We start from the raw sequence: 20,658 nt of genomic DNA on the forward strand, positions 1-20,658 counted from the left end.
TATGCCAAGAGGATGAATAATGACAGTGTACAGAATGATAAAAACCACGCTGACTCTGCTAGTCGTGTCTGTATCGATTGCCGGTTGTGCCAATCAATCGGGCCAGGCGAGTGTCAGTCTGACGCATGGTGTGGATGAGTCGGCCGGCGGCCTTCCCGCCTATATCGTCAGTATTCGCAATGCGACTTTTTATCTGGAGAAAACCGGTGGTGGTTTATCCAGTATGGTGGATAAAGACGGTATAGACTGGTTGGGCTTTCACGATGAAAAAGGCTCGGGTTGGCAGGGGGAATATCGTGGTTTTCCTAATGCAGTTCATAAGCAAGACGGCAGTTACTTTCATGCCATGAATGCAGGCACCGACCCATCGACCTCTCAAGTGGAGATCAATACCGATCAACATGTACGCATTGTATTTACCTCAGACAATGGTAAATGGCAAGGACAGTGGGACTTTTACCCCGATCGTTGTGATTTCACTATGAGTCAGGTTAGCCCCGGCCACCAGTATTGGGTTCAGTACGAGGGTGTGCCTGGCGGTAGTATGGATGATAGTGACTTTTGGTTTAATTCGGCTAGTCGCAATAAGCACCCGATCAATGACGCTTATATTGGAGATCTTCCGGCACCGGAGTGGTACGCTTTTGGCGATGCGAAGCAGCCGCGTATGTTGTATCTCGTACACCACGAAGACGACGAGCACCCCGATGATTACGTCAGTCGACCCTATATGACAGTGCTCGGTTTTGGTCGCCACGAAAAGAGTAAATTTTTAACCACCCCGCAAACCTTTTCCCTCGGTTTTGTTGAGTCGGTGGACTATGGCGAAGTAGAAGCTTCAGTTAAACGTACCTTATCGCAATAACTTCTTCTCAGGGCGATTCTCGTCTCTTTCCGGCAGGCATGTCTAAGATATGCCTGCCGGTTTTTTTTCATGCTCTTATCGCTAGACGAAGTATTATTGCGCGGTGCCGTATCAGCCGTCTTCGCGTATACCAACTCCCGCGAGTTCAGGACTGAATTTGGATCGTGAGTGTGACTTTCAGGTAGGTGAAACCTTACCAAACTGATCGATAGCACCATATAACGTAATAGGTTCGTACCGATTACCAGTGTCGGCAGATTGTAGCGCGTTAAAGCGAACCAGCTCTCTGACTTACGGCCCCAAAAAGGTGTCTTGTGACGGTTTAACAATTGTATTGTGGATAAATACGACAGTTGGCGCGATACACCGCCTAGCTATAATAAGAAAATGTTACTTAAGTCCAGATTTGGCTAAAGTGTGACATGCATCACATTATTTATGTGTATTCGAACGCAAAAACAGAAAATATTCAAATTTTAATAATGTTAAATAACCGCTGCCCCCTTTTGTATATTCTTTAAATGAATATGCGTGTTTGGTAGCCGTGAATATTTGTTTCTATTGGTATCGTTAACGGGAACACTCCGCCCTCTTTTGGAGCGGTCTCTTGAAATATCAACATTGCTTTCCGTAAGATGCCCGTCGACTTCGCACATATTGATTTTACAGTCTCAAAATTAGGCGAAAAGTAAACTCATAAGGAAAAGGATTCCTACCCCGAGTGAAGTGCTTACCCCCGAGTAGTGATAAGCGTTCTAAGTAGTCTCGATGATAAAAGCCTAACTGACACCTTCGGTATGGCGAATGTCTTCGACGTGCTCACAGCTGTAACGATCCTACCTATAGGAGTAAGACTCCAATGCGTGCCCACGCTTTAGGTATTGAGCTAAACCAATAAAATAAGAGAAAAGTGTTAGCTATGAAACTCAATAAATTGATGATACTCATCCCCCTGGCCCTATCTGGCAGCTTTGCCAATGCGGCCACTTTTGTTATGGAAAAGTACGGCACCGGCTATTCCATTGATGGCAACGGCGGCGCCCAAGAGGGGCAGCAGCTGTACTTGTGGGGTACCAACCTCAACAATGCCAACCAACAGTGGGTTCAACTTGACCGTGGCAACGGTTATTACTCCTACAAAAAGCAAAACACGAATCTATGTTGGGATGCCGGTAGCGGCGGTTCGCGCCGCCAAGCGGTCACTCTAGAAACGTGTAATGACGGCGATTACAACCAGCAGTTCTCTAAGGTGAAAATTTATTCCGGCACTGAAATTTATCGCTTTGAGAAGCGCAACGCCTCGGGCTTTTCGTTAGATGGGGCCGGTGGTGCGGCAAATCGTCAGTCTATTTACCTGTGGAACTCCAGTGACACCAACATCAATCAGCAGTGGGAATTGCACCGTGTGGATGATGGCAGCAGTGATGGTGGTGGCTCCAGCAGCGGCAAACTTGATGTAGATACGGCGTTTGACGATGGCAGCAGCCACTCCAGCTACCCTGCCTCTAAGGCGGTGGATGGCAATACGGCCTGGGCCTCTCGTTGGGCGGCATCCGGGTCGCCGGTTAACTTAACGGTTCAGCTGGAAGAAACCAGTGAAGTGACCGAGGTCGGTATTGCCTGGGGGCGTGGAGATTCGCGCGCTTACACCTTTGAAATCTACGCGCGTCCTGGCACCAGTGGTTCCTGGACCAAGGTGTACGATGATGTCAGCACGGGTTCGACAGCCGGTATTGAAGTCTTCGATATTACCGATATTGATGCACAACAAATTCGTGTAAAAACCTTTGAAAATACCGCGGGCACTAGCTGGACTAATATTACCGAGGTTGAAGTGTATGGCAGCGGCGGCTCCGGTGGTGGTGATAACGGTGGCGGCGACAACGGCGGCGGTGACAATGGTGGCGGTACTCCTCCATCTGGCTCGGCCGATATTCCATCGGATTTGATGGATAACTGTAACCAGTGGAAAATTACCTACCCTGACGGCGTAGAAGATAAAACTCTTTGTGGTGAAGACAACAATGAGTACTTCTATGTAAATAACGCGGGTAACGGCATAGTGTTTTATGCCCCGGTACGCGACGGGAATGGATCAACGCCTAACTCTGATTATATTCGCTCAGAGTTGCGCGAGCGCGAGTCAGATGGCGGGTCAGATATTTACTGGACCACCTCGGGTACACACGTGGTTTATGTGAAACAGGCTATTACTCACTTGCCAATCGTGAAAAGTCATTTGGTTGCCACTCAAATTCACGGTAACAAAGATGACGGTATCGATGACGCTATGGTGTTGCGTTTGGAAGACGACCACCTGTTCTTGAGCTTTAACGGTGGGAAGTTGCGTAGCGATGTAACCATTACCAATAACTATAGCCTGGGCACCGTCCACGAGGTTATTTTTGAAGTGGTCAATGGCAAGCACTACGCGTACTACAGTGAAGATGGAAACCTAGAAAGTGCTTATAACTCAGGTAATGCCAGCCAGTACTTAGTGCGCGATGGTTCTAACGACTACGTGATGAACCGGAGCTACGATGATGCCTACTTTAAAATCGGTAACTACACTCAAAGTAATGCCGAAAAAGAAGGCAGTGAAACCGGCAAGTCGAACAACTATGGTGAAGTGGTTGTTTATGACTACTGGGTAGAACACTGATAGCTCTCCCCTTAACTCCCGCCCATTAAGGGCGGGAGCTTTTCTGCGTCGCTCTTGATGTTCAGTCATTTTGAGCGACACTTATTATTTAAAAATGCATACCCACAACCGTGATAAAGCTCCTGCTCGCAGTGAGGTGTTGCTCCCTTGTGCGCAGCTACTTAGCTTTAGTCACGTTTGACTAATAATAAAGGTATTACTGTAATGAAAATTCAAAAAATTTTACTGGCCTCTACCTTGGCGCTCTTGGGCTCTATGGCCCATGGGTCCACCTTTGTGATGGAGAAGGTTGACACTGGCTACGCCATTGACGGCAATGGCGGCGCTCAAGTTGGCCAACAATTGTACCTATGGGCGACTAATCTTAATAACGTCAATCAACAGTGGGTCCAGCTCGACCGCGGTGATGGCTATTACGCCTACAAAAAACAAAATACGAACTTATGTTGGGATGCCGGCAGTGGCGCTTCGCGCCGACAAGCGGTCACTCTGCAAACCTGTGACAGCAATGATTATGATCAGCACTTCGCCAAAGTGAAAGTGTATTCTGGCAGCGAAATTTACCGCTTTGCAAAGCGCAATGCTTCGGGCTTCTCTCTCGATGGCAACGGTGGGGCGGCCGATCGGCAGTCCATTTATCTGTGGAATTCCAACAGCGGCAATATCAACCAGCAGTGGGAATTGCATCGTGTGGATGATGGCGGCAGTGATGGTGGTGGCGATAGCGGTGGCACCAGCAGCGGTAAACTTGCCATAGATACGGCGTTTGACGATGGCAGCAGTCACTCCAGCTATCCCGCCTCCAAAGCAGTGGATGGTAATACGGCCTGGGCCTCTCGTTGGGCGGCATCCGGATCGCCGGTTAATTTAACGGTTCAGTTGGAAGAAACCAGCGAAGTGACCGAGGTCGGTATTGCTTGGGGGCGTGGAGATTCGCGCGCTTATACCTTTGAGATTTACGCACGCCCTGGCACCAGTGGCTCTTGGACCAAAGTGTACGATGACGTTAGCACGGGATCGACAGCCGGTATTGAAGTCTTTGATATCACCGATATCGATGCACAACAAATTCGGGTAAAAACCTTTGATAATACTGCGGGCACTAGCTGGACCAATATCACCGAAGTTGAGGTGTATGGCAGCGGCGGTTCCGGTGGAGGAGATAACGGCGGCGGTGATAACGGTAGTGGCTCTGGTTCAGACATTCCCAGCAACATCACTAACGGAAGTATCTTTGATCTCGAAGGGGATGATCCGAACCCGCTGGTAAACTCATCGACTCTGCGGTTTTTACCATTAGAGGCTCGTTATACCTCGCCTAATGGTAACGGCTGGCGCCATGAGTATAAAGTCAAAAGCAGCTTGCGTGTTGCCATGACCGATACTTACGAAGTGTTCGAGGCCGATGTTAAAGTGGATATGTCCGATGCGGGTAAAACCATTGTCGCGCAGCACCATGCCAGCGATACCGGCACCATTATGAAACTGTATGTATCGGATTCGTCCGAGTCTGGCTTCGATGACAGTGTTGCAGGCAACGGTATTTTTGATGTCTATGTGCGTCTGCGTAACACCAGCGGCAACGAAGAGAAATACGCGCTGGGCACAATCCGCAGTGGCGACACTTTCGATTTGCGCGTAGTGAACGATTATGGCTATGTCACGGTTTATGGCATGGGTAATAGTTTTGGTATTCCGGTAGAAGACGACTCCGAGTCTTACTTTAAGTTTGGTAACTACCTGCAGTCGCAAGATACCTATAGCATGGAAAACTGCGGTGAATCCGGCGATTCTGGCTCATTTGCCGATTGCTTTAATGACCTAGGGATTACCGAGTCAACCGTTACCATGACGAATGTAACCTATACGCGTATTACCGACTAAGAACTAACCGTTTAATTCGTTGTGTGACATAAAGCCGTGGGGAATTCCCCACGGCTTTTTTGTTGCGAGTTAAGTTATGTAATAACTGCTGGAGTCTTGATTGTCTGTTACATACGCTTGATGGCCGCTATAAAATTTAACCCTTCCGTGTAAAAATTAAATACTTAACATCGTCGTAACCAAAGCGAAATATTTACGAACTACTCTTTTCTCGCCCTTAAGGAAAAGACCTTTCATACGGATTCACCCCAAACTTTGATTGATCAGCATGCCATTATTGGCCCCTTGCTGACGCTATAGTTATGTCAATAAATCGCCTTTGCATACAGATTGATCGATATTGGTTGATGAAATAAAAATGGATTTGTTAATTAATTAATCTAGGAAATAATGTAATGAAACCATATTTTTTACAGTCTGCCTTAGCAGTAGGGGTGAGTGTATTAGTAGGTTGCGGTGGCGATTCAGGCACCTCCACTCCCGATGTGGAAGCACCAGTAGTAGAAGCGCCTGCTCCGGTCGACCCTACGACGATTAATATTTTACCTTATGTGCAAAACCCGACCACCAACTCAATCAGTGTGATTTGGTTTGGTAGTACAGCCGAGCCGGCTACGGTTGAGGTTGAAGGCGTTGGCTCGTTTGAATCGGAAATACAAGCGACGGATGCTATAAGCTACGGCACCTCTGAGGTTGACTATATTCACGGCGATTCAAACTATGGTGGCATACATACGGATGTTGCCGAAGGAGAGGCACCGCAGGCTTTGTATAAGCACTATGTGCAGGTGGATGGACTTGAGCCCGGAGCATCTTATAGCTACACCGTACTTCAGCCCGGTGCTGATGAATTTACCTCGAGCTTTAAAACAGCGCCAACTAAAGAGAGCCGCGAAGCGATTCGTTTTGTGACCATGTCGGACATGGAAACCGAGCCGGAGTCGACCGAAAAAACCGTACGCTGGACGGCCAGTGCTCTGGCACTCGGCGGCGAAAAATTAGGAACCGATCCTGATACCTACACTCGTCAGTACCCTGTCGATCAAACCACGGGCTATAAGGCTAACTTGGCGTATGCTGAGCTAAGAAGCCCCGACTTTTGGGTGATTGCCGGTGATTTGGTGGAAAAAGGTGGTCGTCAGTTAGATTGGGATGAGTTTTGGCGTCACAGTGCGGGCGAGTGGGGTACTTTAGCCTCGACTGCGCCGATCTTCCCCGCCCTTGGCAATCACGAAAACTATTGGCACCCCGAGCACCCAGGTTATAACGCAGAGGCATCAATGCTCTCTTACGATAAGTGGGATACCTATTGGGACTTGCCGACGAATCAGGCCAGTGATGATCGTTATGAAAAACGTTACTACCGTGTTGATTACGGCCCGGTCACTTTAATCACTCTGGATTCTTCTAATGGTAACGACGCTGACCCCAGCCAAGATACCAACTTGTTTATTGATGGCGCAGCCTCACGCGTGCCGGACTTTAACCGCGGTACTGAGCAGTGGAACTGGGCCTTGAGTGAATTGGCCGATGCACAGGCACAGGGTCAGGTCATTTTTGTACAGTATCACCACAGCGCCTTTGGTACTGGTGTTCACAGCATGCCTTCGGGCTCGGCCGGTATTGCCAATGGTGAGGACAGCCAGTCCGGTATGCCAATGCGTATTTATCACGAATTGTTCCAGCGCTATGGTGTAACTGCGGTACTGTCCGGGCACGATGAATTGCTTGAGTACGTTAATATCGATGGTGTGAGTTACTGGGACGTGGGCTTTGCCGGCGACGGTTTGCGCGGTCCGGGTTACCCACCAACTACCGATTATGTGCCTTTCGACCTGCTGCCTTCAGATGCGCAAGCAACACACTGGAGCGCGCACGGCGATGCTCCTGAAGTGTGGGACGGTAATAAGTTAGTGTCAGGCGGCAAGCACTATGGGTTTCTTGAGGTGGAAGTACGCCCCTCAGGCGATTACAACTACGAAGTTGTTATGACTCCGCGCTTTGTGTTTCCGGTTATGGATGACGCGGGTATGGCGACGGGCGAATTCGATCATCGCCAGTACAACAAAGTGGTTCGAGTTTTGGTTGAACGCTAGTGTTAGCGGGCAGGCTTGCGTCGGCCTGCTGAAAAGAACAATGCAGTAAGTTTTTTAATCGTCTGCTCGCTGTCATATTGTGACGGCTGAACAGAGTACCTCGCTTTTGGCCTTAATCTACTTTGGTGGGTTAAGGCTTTTTTTTGCACAAAAAATTAATCCGCACCGGCGAGTGAAAATTTTCGCCGTCAGTCTTGGTGTTGCGTGGCAGTGCTAGCGCTCATGGCTCAACAGCATGGTCTAGCAGAGTCTTGAGCAAGACTGGAATGGATGATGGCCAACTGCAAGAGCAGGTGAGTGGTTGACGTTTAGAGGTAGGGCTTGCCGTAATCTGCCAAACTGGTTTTTGGGTTGCTTACAGTCGGCGTTTTAATCGCAGCGCTGCAACACCTGCGAGTAAAATGCCACTTGCCAGTGCGGCACTGGGGATCGCGGCAATGAGCCAGGGCCAGTGCAGGTTTAACGGCCAATAAAGGCCCCATTGGCTCTGAGCAAAACCGGTGAGGCCGCGCTCCAGGGCAATGGTTAAGGCGACGCCGGTGAAAAGACCAAGCGTGACTAACAGCGCCGTTTCTAAGCCCAATAACGTGAAAATGTAGCGCCGCGATGCGCCCAAAGTTTGCAGTAATCTAAATTCACTCATGCGCTTATCCAGATGCGTCAGCAAAGTGCTGAGCACGCCGATGGTCGCAACCAACGCCGTGAGTACACCCAGCCCTAACAGTGCGGCCTCGATCCAGTCGAGCATTGACCACAACTGAGTAATGGCAACACCGGGCAAAATTGCCTGGCTGGGTTCGATTTTACTTTGATTAATAGCGCGCTGAACCTGAAAAGTGCGAACTTTGTTCGTGAGGGTTAAGTAAAACGCGGCGATGCTATCCGGCTGTAGAGCAGGGCTTTCGCCAATAGCCAACTGTTCGGGCAGTTGAGCAAGTTGAGCCGGCGGCCAGTGAATAGCTTCAAGACCTTCCAGGCTTACCTGGAGGGTTTTATCGATTGGTGTACCCGTCGCCGCAAGCACACCTGCGATGCGAAAACGGCGAGCGTCGTGGTGTTGAAAGCTGTGATTACCGAGGCCGTGGCTAAGTATCAATTCATCGCCTATGTGGTAACCCAGTTGCTGTGCCACCTCGTGGCCCAAAGTCACTTCAAACACCTGCTTGAAGGCGTGACCTTGAGCAAAGACTTCGCGTTCCGAGATGGCGCCGATATGAGAAAATAATTGTGAGTTGGTGCCAATAACCCGGTAGCCTTTGTGGCTGTCGCCCAACATAAGCGGCACCGCCCGCTTGACGTTTGAGTCTTGCTGCCAGCGAGTAAAGGTTGCATAGCTTAACTCACGACTGGGGGCGCCCACTTGAAACGCGGAAAATAACAACAAATTAATGTCCCCGGTGGGAGCGCCAACGATTAAATCAATACCTTGCACGCTGCGTCCAAACGCAGACTGTGTGCCACGGTATAGGGTATCAACGGTGAGCAGGGCAATTGCGCTCAGCGTGATCATGGCAATGCAAACCCAAGCGCTAAAGCGCCGGCTAATCAAGCTTTGTAGGGCGAGGCGAAAGATCATAGTGATTGACTCAGATCACACAGCGCTATGTGTTGGTCGAACTCTCTGCTAAGGCGCCGGTCGTGGCTGGCAAGTATCAAGGTGCATTGGCGCTCTCGCACCAACTCAAACAGCAGAGTCATAAAGTCCTGGCTATTGTTGTCGTCCAGAGCAGAGGTGGGTTCGTCGGCCAATAGCAGGGGCGGGTCATTGATTAACGCCCGGGCAATGGCGACGCGCTGGCGCTGTCCCACGCTGAGTGCGCAGGCTTTTTTGTGCAAAATATCGGCGGGCAGATTTAGCCTTTGCAGTAATTGGTGAGCCTTTTGCTCTAACCGGGGTTGCTTGTTTTTGCCAAAGTGCGCGGCCAGCAAAATATTATCCAAACAGCTTAAATAATCGAGCAAATTTAAGTCTTGGAAAATAATACCCAGTTGCCGGGCGCGCCACGGTGCCGTCTGCGCCGTACGGCGTTTGTGCAGCGGTTCTCCCAATACCTTGAGTTGGCCAGATTGTACAGGCTGCAACCCCGCTAGCACACTCAGCAGCGTGGACTTACCTGCCCCGGAGGGCGCCTGTAAAAACACCGCTTGCCCGGCCAAAACCTGCCAGCTGGGTAGGTGCCAGTGGGGGCCGTGATTGTGGCCATAGGTAATGGCGTTAACATCTATTGCAGCTGAGCTGGGCATAAAAGGATTTGGATCGCCGGTAAATAATAGGTTATGTTATAACGTGTATTTCGTGACAAGCAAGGGTGTTGAATGAAAACGGTAGTGAATTGTGCGTTGTTACTGATGTGCCTATTGAGTACGGCCAGTTGGGCGCGCGATTATCAAACGATAGAGTGGCCCGATCTAATGCCGGAAGAGGATTTACAGGCGTTGCTTAATCGCCCAGAGTGGATCGATGAGGTACCCGAGGGGGGCGACATCGACACTATGCCGCCGACTGGTGAGGGCTTTGCCGGCTTGCCGGAAGATGACCCTTATAATCAAGCTTTAAAGTCCGCTAAAACCATCCCCGAGTTCGACAACAAAGACGTTCGTATTCCGGGGTTTGTGGTGCCCTTGGTGTTTGACGATGAGCAGCGCATTACCGAATTTTTACTGGTTCCGTTTTTTGGCGCCTGTATCCATTTACCACCACCGCCGCCTAATCAGGTGATTTACGCTACCTATGAGCAGGGTATCGTACTGGATGCGCTTTACGATCCGTTTTGGGTGTCGGGCAAGCTGACAATCGAGTTGATTGAGACAGATCTCTCCCAGGCGGCCTATCAGATAACAGTGGATGATATGGAAATTTACAGCGACGGCGCAGTAGGCGGTTGATTGAAGGGTGGGGTGATTAATCAATACGATCGAGCAAATACAAAGCCATGAAAAAAAGCGATAAGAAAAAAGAAAATGCGATTATTGCTGCGCTCACTCAGGCGTGTGAAATTGCTAAAGACCGTGGCGATGGGTTTGAGTGGTTAACGCACTTTGTGAACTATGAGCGATTCCCCCAATCGCTGTTGGTCGTGTGTGTTTATGATACCAACGAACAATTAGCTCGAGCCGATCAAGCGGCTATTGGTGCGTTAATTCAACAACACCTCGAATCCATCGGCATTCGGGTTGCGTCTATACAACGCCAGGTAAAGTTTGATAGCGAAGAGAATTGTGAGATAGCTAACAATGGCAATTGGGATGAGCGTTTAAGACGTGTCAGCGCCTAACGTTGCGACTGCCACACGCCTTATAAAAATTTGTAAGCGTTAGTCGGTAGCGCTTGGTTTATTGGGCTAAAAACTCACTGAGTATTCGGGCGACTTCTGCCGGCTGCTCTTCGGTGATCCAGTGCGCGGACTCTACCCACTCAATGCGGGCGTTGGGAAGCGTGCCGCTTAGTTTTTCAGCGTATCCTGGCTTTTGAAAGCTGTCGTGCTTGCCCCACAGAACCAGAGTCTTATGCTGGATATTAGCTAAGTCATCCGCGATGGCGAGGGTGTACTCCGGGTTTAATCGGCGAATATTGCGGAAAAAAGCCGCTTTACCAGTCTCCCCTTGCCATGGCGCCACTATCATATCCGCGAGCGCTTCTGTGGCGTTGTCCGTATTGTGCATTCCTTGAGGTAAAAAGTCCCGGAGCATTTTTTCGAGCTCCTCGGGGCTCATATCGTTTTCAGCTTCAGGCTTTTGCAAGGGTTCAAATTCAGGAATAGGCCAAGAGTCAAAGCACACCGCATCGGCCAAGACTAAGCGATTGATTCGCTCCGGGTGGCGAGTGGCGAGTATTTGCGCCACACCACCGCCAATATCGTGCGCAACCAAATCAGCGCTACGGATTCCCAGCGCATCCATTAACCTTAAGAGAACATCACTTTGCGCGGCGATAGAGACATTTGAATCGAGCGGTTTATCCGAGCGGCCGTAGTTCAGCATATCTGGCACAATAACGCGATGTGACTGCGCTAGCGTTGGAACAATATTGCGCCAAAGTAAACCTGAGGTAGGAATGCCGTGCAATAAAATAACAACAGGCCCTTCGCCCTGATCCATGTAAGCGATTCGATGCCCATCGATACGTGCATAATAGTATTCAGAATTTTCATGGTTCATAATACAACTCCTGATAGAAAGTTTTCTAAATGTCTTTACGGATTAAATTCTGTCTGTAAATGACTGATAATAAATACCGTTCGGGCCTTGCCTTGATTAGTTGAGCATAATCAGCCCGCCGGCTATCATAAATAAGTTCTCGGTAAGAGAAACAAACCCCAAGGGAACATTGCTACCGCCGCCTACACACGCACATTTAAGGTCGCGTTTGTCGATATACACCGCTTTAAAAACGGATACAGCTCCGATAGAACCAATAAATATTGAGATGGGTGACACTAGCAGGGGCGAGAGCGAGGCAATCATACCTAAGCCCGCATAGGCTTCTAAAAAAGGGTAAGCATAGCCGTAGCGAAGATGTCGCTGCGCCAGTAAATCATAAGTGATAAATGAATTAGTGAAGCTGTATAGATCTTGCAGTTTCTGTATCGCTAGTATCAACATCGATACAGCAATAAATAACATCAATGTGCGCACCGATATTAAATTCCCAGCCGATCCCCACTGCCATGCCAGGGCAGCTAACAACGCTGTTGCAAAAATCGCTATAACAGGCTTATAAGAGGTGCCCTCATTATCGATGGGATCTTTGCCAAAATATTTACGCAGCTCCTGGTATCCACCTATTCGGCGACTCTCAATAAACGTTTGTGGCGTCGTGTCCACATTGTGCTCGCGCTTAAAGTCGTCAGCTTGATCTCGGGTGGTGAGCTTTTTGTCATCAATGGCGAAGCCCTGTCGTTTGAGTAAATCCTTAGATCTCAGCCCAAATGGGCAAAGATGCTCGTCAGTTGCCATACGATATAAAACAGCTTTGTTGCCCATCGTGTCCTCCTTACAGTTTTAAAATATATGCCAAATATGTTGTTACCTTTTACAGGGGCAAGGGTTGTGCCAGTGCAGGGTGGTTACTTATGTCGAGTTACTGCTCAGTCTAGGTATGCATAATGCTTGAGATATAGTGAATTCTAAGCAAGGCGAGGAAATACTATGAGCGATCAATTTAGCAAAGGTGATCATGTGCAGTGGAACTCAGAGGCGGGGGTTGTCAGTGGAGTGATTACTTGCGTTCACACCCGGGACTTTACTTATAAAGGGCACACACGTCGGGCCTCGACTGATGAGCCGCAATACGAAATAGCCAGCGATAAAACCGATCATGTGGCGGCGCACAAAGAGTCGACGTTAAGAAAAATATCTTAGATAGGGTTGTATTTTTATACGGAGCGACTGAATTTTCTACAGAGCTTTGCAAAGTTTACCTGATAAGCACGGTCGTTGATGAGGCTGATAAAAACGACATTCCCTGTCTAGCCCCGCCAGCCGTGGTTATTCGATGGGTAAATCAATACTGGCATGCAAGCTGCAAATGTACATATTGAGCAACGAGTAATCGTTTAGCATCAACCACTAGGAGGATTTGTTATGAATAGTGATCAGTTTGAAGGTAACTGGCATAAAATCAAAGGCGGCGCCCAAGAGAAATGGGGCGAACTGACCAACGATGACATGGACCGCGTAGATGGTAACCGCGAAAAGCTTGAAGGTGAAATTCAAGCTAAATATGGCAAGTCCAAGGAAGAAGCCAAAAAAGAAGTGAATGATTTTATCGATAGCTTATAACTTTTTTTGATGCATCCAAAACCTCCGGCGAACTGAATGCTCGCCGGAGGTTTGTTATTCTGTGTTTTAAAATCCCTGCTCTGATTTGAGAAAACACACTCACCCGCATCAATTTTTCACTTCCGCTTAGGGTACACCGAAACTCTAAAGTCAATTTCTGAGGCTTTAACTCGAACCGCAGCATCTTTTAAATTTTTTGCCATTGCCGCAAGGGCAGGGGTCATTGCGGCCCACCTTGGCTTCGGTGCGTTTGATCGGCTCGGCCGGTGCACAACAGCTGGCGTTGCTGCAGCAAGAGTCAGTGTCGTCGTTGGGCATTTGTGTGGATGTTTGTTCGGTATTCATAATTTTCTCTTCAGCTTATATTAACGGTTGAACTTAGTATCGATAACCACAGCATTGTGCGCGTGTAAGCTTTCTTGATGTTCGACTTTAAACCAGTAGTCCTGCACCCAGTCACAGTATTCAAGCATGGCTTTTAATTTTCGCGCCGCGTCTTCGCAGAACATCAGATTCTCGGCATTGAGTCGGGCAAAATCTTGCTCGTCACGGCGTTTCACCATGGTTTGAACCGGCGTGGCTAGAGTGGCTTCGGTTTGACTGATCAGCGACTTTAATGAAGGCCATTGGTCGTCGCGCAATGATAGGTTCAAATAGGCGTAAGAGCGCTGGCTATGTGGTGTGGCGACACTGGTGGCTTGCACCCAGCTCAATAAATCTTGTTTGTTAATCTGGCCGTCGACGAACTGAGTATCGATAGCTTCGGCCAGTAACTGCCGCGACAGGGCTGCGGAGCAAGGGCAAGTGCTGGAATAAGGAACGGTTAACGCCAGCTTGTAACTGTTTTTACCGTTGTGATGCTCACCGGAAATACTAACTTCATAGGACTGAAAGCCGGATTCATCGCTCAGCAGTGAACTCTTTGCCAGACAAAAATCAAAGCTCAATTCGATTTTCGCGCTTTTGCTAATTTCTCCCTGGGAAAACACGATCTCGTGCAATAAGGCATCGAGTTGTGCTTTGTCGCAGAGGTTGTTTTCCAGCTGATTGAGGCGCCGGTGCAAACGCGACATATGTATGCCCTTAGCGCTTGGGTCGTCCAGGCTGACATAAATATTAGCCTTTGCGGTGACTTGTTGCTGGCCACCATTTTCGCTGGCAAGCGTTAAGGGAACCGCAATCGCTTCCATACCCACCCAGCGCAAACTGTTAGTGGCTGAATGTGTGCGGGTGTTGGCAATATCGGGCAGCTGTTTATTTTGTTGCATGACTTGTTAACTTTTCGGTTTATGAGGTTAGACGGTAACCACTTATGTGGTTAGTTGCTCGGCGGTACCCGTTACCTGAACGAGCCGCTCTTGATTGTCGACCTTTAAGTAAAAGCACGACTGGCGACCGGTATGACAGGCTGCACCGCGCTGCTCTACTTGGCAAAGAATGGCGTCGCCGTCGCAGTCGAATGACATGCTAATCAGCTGCTGGATGTGGCCACTGGTTTCGCCTTTACACCAAAGTTGTTCGCGGCTGCGTGACCAATAGGTCATTCGCTGATGGGTTATGGTGTGTTCTAGTGCGGAGCGATTCATCCATGCGAACATTAATACTTGGCCGCTCGTGGCATCTTGAGTGATCACAGGAATCAAGCCTTGGGAGTCAAACGCGAGCTGATCGATAACCTCATCCAGAGGCAGGGGCGGGTGCCCCTTTTCTAGCGCAAGAAAATAAGGTCTTATCATGATGCTTCTGCTTGTTTCTGGCTTGGACAAGGGCACGCTTTTTCTTTGTGAACGCGGCACAGGCGAAAGTTCATTGCATGGCCTAAGGCAACACACACAGCCCCGGCTAAGGTTAATGCTTTTTCACCGGCTTCGCCGATACGCGCTGCACCTAATGCAACGGCCATTACCAGAAGGACCAGGCCGAGAGTGCCCAGCAGTAGTACGTGTATACGGCGATGTTGTTTGCAGCCGAGGGTAAGAGCGAAGAGGCTGCTGGGAATGACCGCCGCGACCATCCAGACATGAAATGTTTCGTGATCCAACTGTAAGGCGGCTAAGCTTGGCAGTAATACCAATAGCAACGGCAATGTCAGGCAGTGTATGGCGCATGCCAGAGATAAGCCAATGGCCAGTTTGTCGGTAAGAGCTTGCGCGGTTTTCATGAATGGTAAATCCTGTTAGTCATCTTAATGTTGAGCGAGAGGGTGGTTCGTTAGGCGTTATGCGGTTTGCAGTCGTTGCATAGACAATTCATTTCCAATTGTGGTGTTGACAGAGTAAAGCCGGCATCCGCCACATTGGTTTTAAGGTTTGTTATAGTGTCGGCCTTTATGCGAATTTCGCGTACTTTATGGCATTTTCGGCAGATCAAAAATTGCGGTGTGTCATGTTCGTGTTCACAGTTAATATGAGCGCAGGCCACATATTTGTTGGCGATGTTGAGCCTGTGTGCTAAATGTTCCTCTTCTAAAAATTCCAAAATTCGATAGATCGACATGGCTGAAAAGCTATCGCCATAATGCTGCTTGCAAAAATCAATCAGCTCGTAGGCCGACATGGCTTTGCCCGACTCGATCAGCCCCGATAAAACTTGCTTTCTTTTGGCGGTCAAGCGACTGCCGCGAGATTGGCAGTGCAACTCGGCCTGCTGGATAATACTTTCGGTGCGGTTCATTGTTATTATTTGAAGTCTATTTTTGGGTTTTCGGAGGTTAGCGTTGCGCTTCCCTGTGTGGCTTGTTTAATCCACATAAGCTCAATGCGCTCAGTGGCGGGGAAATGTAAAAGCCAGGTAGCCTTCGCGCTGCTTGGCAAAGCATTTTTTTTACAGCGATACTCTTGGCGAGCCACAACGTCTGTGTGATGCTCACCGTGTTCGTGTTCGTGTTCGTGTTCGTGTTCGTCGCTTGCGTTCGGTTTTAACGCGGATATGTCCAGCTCGGTGTCCAACAAAGAGCATTCTCCACCAGAAAATGTCAGTAATTTTTCTGGTTGATGCAGTATCTTGGTGGCTTTTTTGACGGCGCTAACCTCACGCTCGCTCTGTGCCTGGTGCTCAAAGCCGACCAGGTTGGCCGCCGGAGATATTATCTCAACCGCGATGCTCTCATCGGCCATGGCGATTGTCATATGGGCCACGCCATGGGTGTGTGCCGCCAGGCTTTCAGCGCTGGATAATGGCGCAAGCAATAAGTAAGTACAGAACAGCACAAAACTGCAAAGGCGTAGTGTTCGGGCGGATTTTTGTGGGTGTGCAAGGGTTTTCATGTCATCGCATCCATCGTTAGAAATAAGCGACGCTCGTCCCCTTGCAGCGGGGGTGAGCGGTGAACAATTCCGTTGCCCTGATTACCGGGCCAGAGTTCGCCTTTTAAAATCGCAATATCACCGCTATGCATTGTTTCAATGACCTCGGCGCTGGGGAACAGCCCGGTAGAATCGTCTGGTTTGCCTTGTGCTCCTCGGCCCAACTTCGTGCGATTTAAACTCGCGTTGTCTATCCACTGTGTGGCTTTACCCTGGTAGGTGGTGATTAGGCGGCAGCCAAGTTTATCGACGTGAAAACGCGGGCAGGTGGCCTTATCGGCGGTGCATAAACGCAGGCCGATGGCCTCAGCGTCCAGCAGGCAAGTTAACATATCGGCAATTAAGCTGACGTCGTCAATAAACGCCTGACGGTGTGGGTGCTCGGGCAAACGTTCAGCCAGTGCTTGTGCCATCGCATGGGCGCTGGCGGATAAGCGCACTTCGGTGTTGTGCGGATAATGCGACAATAAAAAAGCACTGTATTGCTCAACAGGTTCGGGCAGTTGTCGCTGCCAGATGCTCAGGTTGGTGCCGTTATTGTATAAGCTCGTTAAGACCTCTGGCGTATCGCCTACGCATAAACGGGGCTGGTCGGGTACTGAGGCTTGCAGCGCGGATGTCATTGGGCGTTGCTCCAGCTGGGGAAGGGATCATCCAGTGTTTGCCAGTGGCTTTTGCCTGCCAGCAGCTCGTCGTCACTCAGTAAACACGCATTCAAGTCTTCGGTAATAGCGGCTTGATTCAGCCCCTGTCCAATAAACACTAATTCTTGGCGCATGTCGCCAAAAGGCTCCTGCCACTTACCGCGAATAAACATTAAGGTTTCTTCGTCGCTCGGCCAGTGTTGTTTAGGTACGGCGTGCCAAAACATACCGGCACCGCCATGCCGTGCAATGCCGCCTGCCTGGCTCCATTGCCCGGCAAATTCGGGGCGCGAGGCGAGCCAAAAGTAACCCTTAGAGCGAATCAGTTTGCCTTGTCTGGCAGGGTTTTGAATAAAGCGAAAGAACTTTCCGGGGTGAAACGGGCGGCGTGCTTGATAGACAAAACTGGTGATGCCGTACTCTTCGGTTTCCGGTGTGTGTTCGCCGCGCATTTCTTTTAACCATAAAGGCGATTGTTGTGCGCGGGAAAAATCGAACAGGCCGGTGCCGAGCACTTTGTTGAGTGGCACTTCCCCGTTTTGGATGGGCACCAGTTGCGCGTCGTGATTCAATCCGCGCAATAAACCGGTTAGAGCTTGTAAGTGCTCGTCATCGACCAAATCGGTTTTGCTGATTAAAATGATATCGGCAAATTCGACTTGCTCTACCAGTAAGTCAGTCACGCTGCGCTCGTCTTCATCCCCCAGGCTTTCATCGGTGTCTGACAGATCTTTGGCCGCTTGGTACTCCGCCATAAAATTAACCGCATCGACGACGGTGACCATGGTGTCCAGTTGAGCGATATCAGATAGGCTAGTGCCGTCTTCATCGGCAAACGTAAAGGTCTCGGCCACCGGTAAGGGCTCGGAAATGCCGGTGGACTCAATCAATAAGTAGTCGAATTTACCGGATTCGGCCAGCGCGCGAACTTCCAGTAATAGGTCTTCGCGCAAGGTGCAGCAAATACAGCCGTTGCTCATTTCTACCAATTTTTCTTCACTGCGATTTAAGGAGACATCATTTTTAACCGCGTCGGCGTCGATATTGACCTCACTCATATCGTTCACAATAACCGCTACCCGGCGATTGTCACGATTGTGCAGAATATGATTCAACACCGTGGTTTTTCCGGCTCCCAAAAAACCAGATAGTACTGTGACGGGTAATTTTGCCGCTTTAGTTTGCATAAAATTTCTCTTTTTGTTCACTAATCACTTTAATATCAGTGCCGAACTCTGCGGTCGGTCTTATTAACAAACGCTCAATGCCAATGGGCTCGCCTGTTTCCTGACAGTAGCCGTACTCACCGGTTTGCAGGCGGCGCAGGGAACTGTCGATTTTGCGTAGCAGGCGGTATTCCCGGTCGGCCAGTCTGAGTTTTATGGCCATATCGTCTTCCAGTTGAGCTCGGTCCGCCTCGTCGTTACATTCGGGTGGGTGGGCCAGTTGTTGCTTAATCGTTTCGATATGTTCCTGAGTCTGTTGTTTTAGGTTTAATAAATAATTTTTAAAAAAATCTTGTTGGGCGTCATTCATGTAATCGGCCGCTGGCGCCTGGCGCAGCTGCTGTTCGGTTAACATGCGGCGCCCTCATTCAGGGCAGTGCGGCGGCAGTGAAAACGGTTGCTGAGGTGGCCACCTATTAATAGCAGGCCTCCACCAATGGATAGCGCGGCCTCGGCCTCGTGGGGTGCCATCATGGCGGCGGCCAATAGCAGTAGACCGGTAAAACCGGCGACACTGGGCAGCCAGCGCTGATGACGCTTCCAACCGCTGGGCAGGCTGGTGAGTGCCAGCAGGGCGATGGGGGCAAAAAGTGCGACATGCACCCACTCGGAGGCAAATAGGCTGCCGATCAAACCCAGCCCGCTCATGGATAGCAAAATCGGGGTGGCGATACAGTGAATAAGGCATAGCCCTGAGCACAGGGCGGCGGTTTCGTCTTTCATGATCTTACGCTTCAATTGGAATGTTATAACATAACAATACGGCAGGTCGTTGAATCGGTCAATAGGCAGATGATTCGTGTCGACTGGCCGATGTCGTGACCAATGTGTTTAAAGCGAGATTGCGAGGGAGGGGGTGTCTTGCCAATAGGCCTACCGTTTAATGAAGGCGGGGCGGCCACGGGTGATCCTTTCGGGCCGGCGCATTGCGATAGTCCGGCCCACACTCTGGAGGTCAGTTATTCAATTAAGCACTCGCGCATTTGCGCCCCAAGCTTGGCCCAGTCCAGCGGTTGATGGTGAATAATCTCTAGCCGGCTGTCTTCGCATTCATCTAGCTCCAGCATTTTCACAACGCCGTCGGCCAGGTTGAGGGCAATAATACCTTGGTCGGTAATCAGAACCGCTTTAAGTCGGTCGCAGCCGAGACCGTTAATCCAGCTGAAAGTTGGAGTAAGGGAAAATACTTGAGCCGGGTGTATCGCCCAGCCGCAACTGAAATAGCCTTGGCCTTGATTGTGTTTCTCAGTAATGGGCTGCTCTTCGCTTGGAGTCGCAAGCGTTGCTGCGGGGTAGTCACCGCCATGATGATGGGCGTGACTGGGCAGTGGGATATGTTGGTTGTGAGGCAAATTGAGCCAGTGCGCAGACAGCTTGCCCTGTTCAGCTTGGGTGACCGGGCGCTCGTCTAACTGCCAAGTCTTGAGCTGTTTGTTCATGGCCTGTAAATCGCTCTCGCTTGCCAAATCGGTTTTGCTGGCGACGATCACATCCGCGACGTCGAGCTGTTGGCGAAATATCTCGTTGCTTACGTGGCGCTCGCTGGAAAAGTGCCTGGGGTCGATCAGTGTCAAACAGGCCTTGAGTTCAAGTACGCCCTGAAAACTATTCAGAAGCGTTTGAATGACCTCCAATGGGTGGCCCAGCCCCGTGGGTTCAATCAGCAGGCGGTCAAACTTTTGCGTGCGCAACAATTGCGTTAACCCCACCTGCATGGGCAACCCTGCCGTGCAACACATACAGCCGCCGGGGATTTCTTTCACCATGGTGCCGTCTTCTCGCAGCAGAGCACCGTCTATGCCTACCTCGCCGAATTCATTCACCAAAACAGCCCAATTTTCCTGTTCGGGCTTGTGGGCCAATAAATGCTTGATCACCGTCGTTTTGCCGACACCGAGAAAGCCGGTGATGATGTTGGTGGGTATAGAAGAGGTCATGGAGATCCTGTTGGTTACGGGGTTGTTGGGTAAAGCGCATAGAGCATAGTGCTTAACGCAGAACGCAGAACGCAGAACGCAGAACGCAGAACGCAGAACGCAGAACGCAGAACGTAGAGCGCAGAACGTTAAAAACAGGGCGCATGCTTGACAGCCTTTAGTTTTGGCGCGGCAACATAATATTCAGCATTCAGCATTCAGCATTCAGCATTCAGCATTCAGCATTCAGCATTCAGCATTCAGCATTCAGCATTCAGC

At 49.8% G+C, this 20,658-nt stretch carries 23 protein-coding genes; 8 read left to right on the forward strand and 15 right to left on the reverse strand.

The features are described 5' to 3' along the window. Positions 1 to 19 precede the first annotated feature (19 nt). The 4 genes from Q4563_RS12970 (at position 20) to Q4563_RS12985 (ending at position 7,507) form a co-directional block, all read left to right on the forward strand. Positions 20 to 865 carry a hypothetical protein gene (locus Q4563_RS12970; RefSeq protein ID WP_303604767.1) on the forward strand — a complete coding sequence of 282 codons (846 nt, stop codon included), beginning with the start codon at positions 20 to 22 and terminating at the stop codon, positions 863 to 865. 919 nt (positions 866 to 1,784) lie between these two features. Then, positions 1,785 to 3,527, forward strand: a complete 1,743-nt coding sequence (locus tag Q4563_RS12975; protein ID WP_303604768.1) for a polysaccharide lyase family 7 protein — start codon at positions 1,785 to 1,787, stop codon at positions 3,525 to 3,527. Positions 3,528 to 3,731: 204 nt separating this feature from the next. Further along, positions 3,732 to 5,411, forward strand: coding sequence for a polysaccharide lyase family 7 protein (locus tag Q4563_RS12980; RefSeq protein ID WP_303604769.1), 1,680 nt, complete (start codon positions 3,732 to 3,734; stop codon positions 5,409 to 5,411). A gap of 395 nt (positions 5,412 to 5,806) precedes the next feature. Further along, positions 5,807 to 7,507: a metallophosphoesterase family protein gene (locus Q4563_RS12985; protein WP_303604770.1), complete on the forward strand. Its 1,701-nt coding sequence runs from the start codon at positions 5,807 to 5,809 to the stop codon at positions 7,505 to 7,507. 355 nt (positions 7,508 to 7,862) lie between these two features. Here the strand turns inward: Q4563_RS12985 and Q4563_RS12990 are convergent, their stop codons facing one another. After that, positions 7,863 to 9,083, reverse strand: a complete 1,221-nt coding sequence (locus tag Q4563_RS12990; protein ID WP_303604771.1) for an ABC transporter permease — start codon at positions 9,081 to 9,083, stop codon at positions 7,863 to 7,865. Continuing rightward, entirely contained in the window at positions 9,080 to 9,751 is a 672-nt protein-coding gene (locus Q4563_RS12995; RefSeq protein ID WP_303604772.1) for an ABC transporter ATP-binding protein, read from the reverse strand. The genes Q4563_RS12990 and Q4563_RS12995 overlap by 4 nt, the downstream gene beginning before the upstream one ends. A gap of 72 nt (positions 9,752 to 9,823) precedes the next feature. On the opposite strand from Q4563_RS12995, the gene Q4563_RS13000 reads away from it, so the two are divergent. After that, complete coding sequence (locus tag Q4563_RS13000) at positions 9,824 to 10,393, forward strand: DUF3299 domain-containing protein (protein ID WP_303604773.1); 570 nt, start codon at positions 9,824 to 9,826, stop codon at positions 10,391 to 10,393. 47 nt (positions 10,394 to 10,440) lie between these two features. Then, on the forward strand, positions 10,441 to 10,782 hold the full coding sequence (locus Q4563_RS13005; RefSeq protein WP_303604774.1) for a hypothetical protein: 342 nt from the start codon (positions 10,441 to 10,443) through the stop codon (positions 10,780 to 10,782). 58 nt (positions 10,783 to 10,840) lie between these two features. Here the strand turns inward: Q4563_RS13005 and Q4563_RS13010 are convergent, their stop codons facing one another. Both Q4563_RS13010 and Q4563_RS13015 read right to left on the reverse strand, forming a co-directional pair. Next, complete coding sequence (locus tag Q4563_RS13010; RefSeq protein WP_303604775.1) at positions 10,841 to 11,665, reverse strand: alpha/beta fold hydrolase; 825 nt, start codon at positions 11,663 to 11,665, stop codon at positions 10,841 to 10,843. 96 nt (positions 11,666 to 11,761) lie between these two features. After that, the gene (locus Q4563_RS13015) at positions 11,762 to 12,490 is read right to left on the reverse strand and encodes a MauE/DoxX family redox-associated membrane protein (protein ID WP_303604776.1); all 729 of its coding nucleotides are present in this window, start codon (positions 12,488 to 12,490) and stop codon (positions 11,762 to 11,764) included. A gap of 165 nt (positions 12,491 to 12,655) precedes the next feature. Here Q4563_RS13015 and Q4563_RS13020 point away from each other — a divergent pair, with 165 nt between their 5' ends. Both Q4563_RS13020 and Q4563_RS13025 read left to right on the forward strand, forming a co-directional pair. Next, positions 12,656 to 12,868 carry a DUF2945 domain-containing protein gene (locus Q4563_RS13020; protein ID WP_303604777.1) on the forward strand — a complete coding sequence of 71 codons (213 nt, stop codon included), beginning with the start codon at positions 12,656 to 12,658 and terminating at the stop codon, positions 12,866 to 12,868. A 222-nt stretch (positions 12,869 to 13,090) separates the two neighbouring features. Further along, the gene (locus Q4563_RS13025; RefSeq protein WP_215974849.1) at positions 13,091 to 13,288 is read left to right on the forward strand and encodes a CsbD family protein; all 198 of its coding nucleotides are present in this window, start codon (positions 13,091 to 13,093) and stop codon (positions 13,286 to 13,288) included. Between the two features lie 165 nt (positions 13,289 to 13,453). Here the strand turns inward: Q4563_RS13025 and Q4563_RS13030 are convergent, their stop codons facing one another. From Q4563_RS13030 to Q4563_RS13080, 11 genes are all read right to left on the reverse strand, one after another. Next, positions 13,454 to 13,633, reverse strand: coding sequence for an SEC-C metal-binding domain-containing protein (locus tag Q4563_RS13030; protein ID WP_303604778.1), 180 nt, complete (start codon positions 13,631 to 13,633; stop codon positions 13,454 to 13,456). Between the two features lie 20 nt (positions 13,634 to 13,653). Continuing rightward, positions 13,654 to 14,556 carry a GTP cyclohydrolase FolE2 gene (gene folE2 / locus Q4563_RS13035; protein ID WP_303604779.1) on the reverse strand — a complete coding sequence of 301 codons (903 nt, stop codon included), beginning with the start codon at positions 14,554 to 14,556 and terminating at the stop codon, positions 13,654 to 13,656. 42 nt (positions 14,557 to 14,598) lie between these two features. Next, positions 14,599 to 15,024, reverse strand: coding sequence for a phosphoribosyl-AMP cyclohydrolase (gene hisI, locus Q4563_RS13040; RefSeq protein WP_215974837.1), 426 nt, complete (start codon positions 15,022 to 15,024; stop codon positions 14,599 to 14,601). After that, positions 15,021 to 15,449, reverse strand: a complete 429-nt coding sequence (locus Q4563_RS13045; RefSeq protein WP_303604780.1) for a MerC domain-containing protein — start codon at positions 15,447 to 15,449, stop codon at positions 15,021 to 15,023. Before Q4563_RS13045 ends, hisI begins: the two co-directional genes overlap by 4 nt. 50 nt (positions 15,450 to 15,499) lie before the next feature. After that, on the reverse strand, positions 15,500 to 15,961 hold the full coding sequence (locus Q4563_RS13050; protein WP_215974835.1) for a Fur family transcriptional regulator: 462 nt from the start codon (positions 15,959 to 15,961) through the stop codon (positions 15,500 to 15,502). A 5-nt stretch (positions 15,962 to 15,966) separates the two neighbouring features. Further along, on the reverse strand, positions 15,967 to 16,554 hold the full coding sequence (locus Q4563_RS13055; RefSeq protein ID WP_303604781.1) for a ZrgA family zinc uptake protein: 588 nt from the start codon (positions 16,552 to 16,554) through the stop codon (positions 15,967 to 15,969). After that, positions 16,551 to 17,216 (reverse strand): DUF1826 domain-containing protein, encoded by a 666-nt coding sequence (locus Q4563_RS13060; protein ID WP_303604782.1) that lies wholly within the window; start codon positions 17,214 to 17,216, stop codon positions 16,551 to 16,553. The genes Q4563_RS13055 and Q4563_RS13060 overlap by 4 nt, the downstream gene beginning before the upstream one ends. Next, entirely contained in the window at positions 17,213 to 18,424 is a 1,212-nt protein-coding gene (gene zigA, locus Q4563_RS13065; RefSeq protein ID WP_303604783.1) for a zinc metallochaperone GTPase ZigA, read from the reverse strand. The genes Q4563_RS13060 and zigA overlap by 4 nt, the downstream gene beginning before the upstream one ends. Continuing rightward, on the reverse strand, positions 18,414 to 18,818 hold the full coding sequence (locus Q4563_RS13070; protein WP_215974830.1) for a TraR/DksA C4-type zinc finger protein: 405 nt from the start codon (positions 18,816 to 18,818) through the stop codon (positions 18,414 to 18,416). Before Q4563_RS13070 ends, zigA begins: the two co-directional genes overlap by 11 nt. Continuing rightward, on the reverse strand, positions 18,812 to 19,186 hold the full coding sequence (locus Q4563_RS13075) for a MerC domain-containing protein (RefSeq protein WP_215974829.1): 375 nt from the start codon (positions 19,184 to 19,186) through the stop codon (positions 18,812 to 18,814). The genes Q4563_RS13070 and Q4563_RS13075 overlap by 7 nt, the downstream gene beginning before the upstream one ends. 236 nt (positions 19,187 to 19,422) lie before the next feature. After that, on the reverse strand, positions 19,423 to 20,400 hold the full coding sequence (locus tag Q4563_RS13080; protein ID WP_303604784.1) for a CobW family GTP-binding protein: 978 nt from the start codon (positions 20,398 to 20,400) through the stop codon (positions 19,423 to 19,425). Positions 20,401 to 20,658 lie beyond the last annotated feature (258 nt).

Source organism: Gilvimarinus sp. 1_MG-2023 (assembly GCF_030548285.1).

Coding starts and splice junctions, on each gene's coding strand:
- Q4563_RS12970 (WP_303604767.1), top strand. CDS start 20: ATGACAGTGTACAGAATGATAAAAACCACGCTGACTCTGCTAGTCGTG.
- Q4563_RS12975 (WP_303604768.1), top strand. CDS start 1,785: ATGAAACTCAATAAATTGATGATACTCATCCCCCTGGCCCTATCTGGC.
- Q4563_RS12980 (WP_303604769.1), top strand. CDS start 3,732: ATGAAAATTCAAAAAATTTTACTGGCCTCTACCTTGGCGCTCTTGGGC.
- Q4563_RS12985 (WP_303604770.1), top strand. CDS start 5,807: ATGAAACCATATTTTTTACAGTCTGCCTTAGCAGTAGGGGTGAGTGTA.
- Q4563_RS12990 (WP_303604771.1), bottom strand. CDS start 9,083: ATGATCTTTCGCCTCGCCCTACAAAGCTTGATTAGCCGGCGCTTTAGC.
- Q4563_RS12995 (WP_303604772.1), bottom strand. CDS start 9,751: ATGCCCAGCTCAGCTGCAATAGATGTTAACGCCATTACCTATGGCCAC.
- Q4563_RS13000 (WP_303604773.1), top strand. CDS start 9,824: ATGAAAACGGTAGTGAATTGTGCGTTGTTACTGATGTGCCTATTGAGT.
- Q4563_RS13005 (WP_303604774.1), top strand. CDS start 10,441: ATGAAAAAAAGCGATAAGAAAAAAGAAAATGCGATTATTGCTGCGCTC.
- Q4563_RS13010 (WP_303604775.1), bottom strand. CDS start 11,665: ATGAACCATGAAAATTCTGAATACTATTATGCACGTATCGATGGGCAT.
- Q4563_RS13015 (WP_303604776.1), bottom strand. CDS start 12,490: ATGGGCAACAAAGCTGTTTTATATCGTATGGCAACTGACGAGCATCTT.
- Q4563_RS13020 (WP_303604777.1), top strand. CDS start 12,656: ATGAGCGATCAATTTAGCAAAGGTGATCATGTGCAGTGGAACTCAGAG.
- Q4563_RS13025 (WP_215974849.1), top strand. CDS start 13,091: ATGAATAGTGATCAGTTTGAAGGTAACTGGCATAAAATCAAAGGCGGC.
- Q4563_RS13030 (WP_303604778.1), bottom strand. CDS start 13,633: ATGAATACCGAACAAACATCCACACAAATGCCCAACGACGACACTGAC.
- folE2 (WP_303604779.1), bottom strand. CDS start 14,556: ATGCAACAAAATAAACAGCTGCCCGATATTGCCAACACCCGCACACAT.
- hisI (WP_215974837.1), bottom strand. CDS start 15,024: ATGATAAGACCTTATTTTCTTGCGCTAGAAAAGGGGCACCCGCCCCTG.
- Q4563_RS13045 (WP_303604780.1), bottom strand. CDS start 15,449: ATGAAAACCGCGCAAGCTCTTACCGACAAACTGGCCATTGGCTTATCT.
- Q4563_RS13050 (WP_215974835.1), bottom strand. CDS start 15,961: ATGAACCGCACCGAAAGTATTATCCAGCAGGCCGAGTTGCACTGCCAA.
- Q4563_RS13055 (WP_303604781.1), bottom strand. CDS start 16,554: ATGAAAACCCTTGCACACCCACAAAAATCCGCCCGAACACTACGCCTT.
- Q4563_RS13060 (WP_303604782.1), bottom strand. CDS start 17,216: ATGACATCCGCGCTGCAAGCCTCAGTACCCGACCAGCCCCGTTTATGC.
- zigA (WP_303604783.1), bottom strand. CDS start 18,424: ATGCAAACTAAAGCGGCAAAATTACCCGTCACAGTACTATCTGGTTTT.
- Q4563_RS13070 (WP_215974830.1), bottom strand. CDS start 18,818: ATGTTAACCGAACAGCAGCTGCGCCAGGCGCCAGCGGCCGATTACATG.
- Q4563_RS13075 (WP_215974829.1), bottom strand. CDS start 19,186: ATGAAAGACGAAACCGCCGCCCTGTGCTCAGGGCTATGCCTTATTCAC.
- Q4563_RS13080 (WP_303604784.1), bottom strand. CDS start 20,400: ATGACCTCTTCTATACCCACCAACATCATCACCGGCTTTCTCGGTGTC.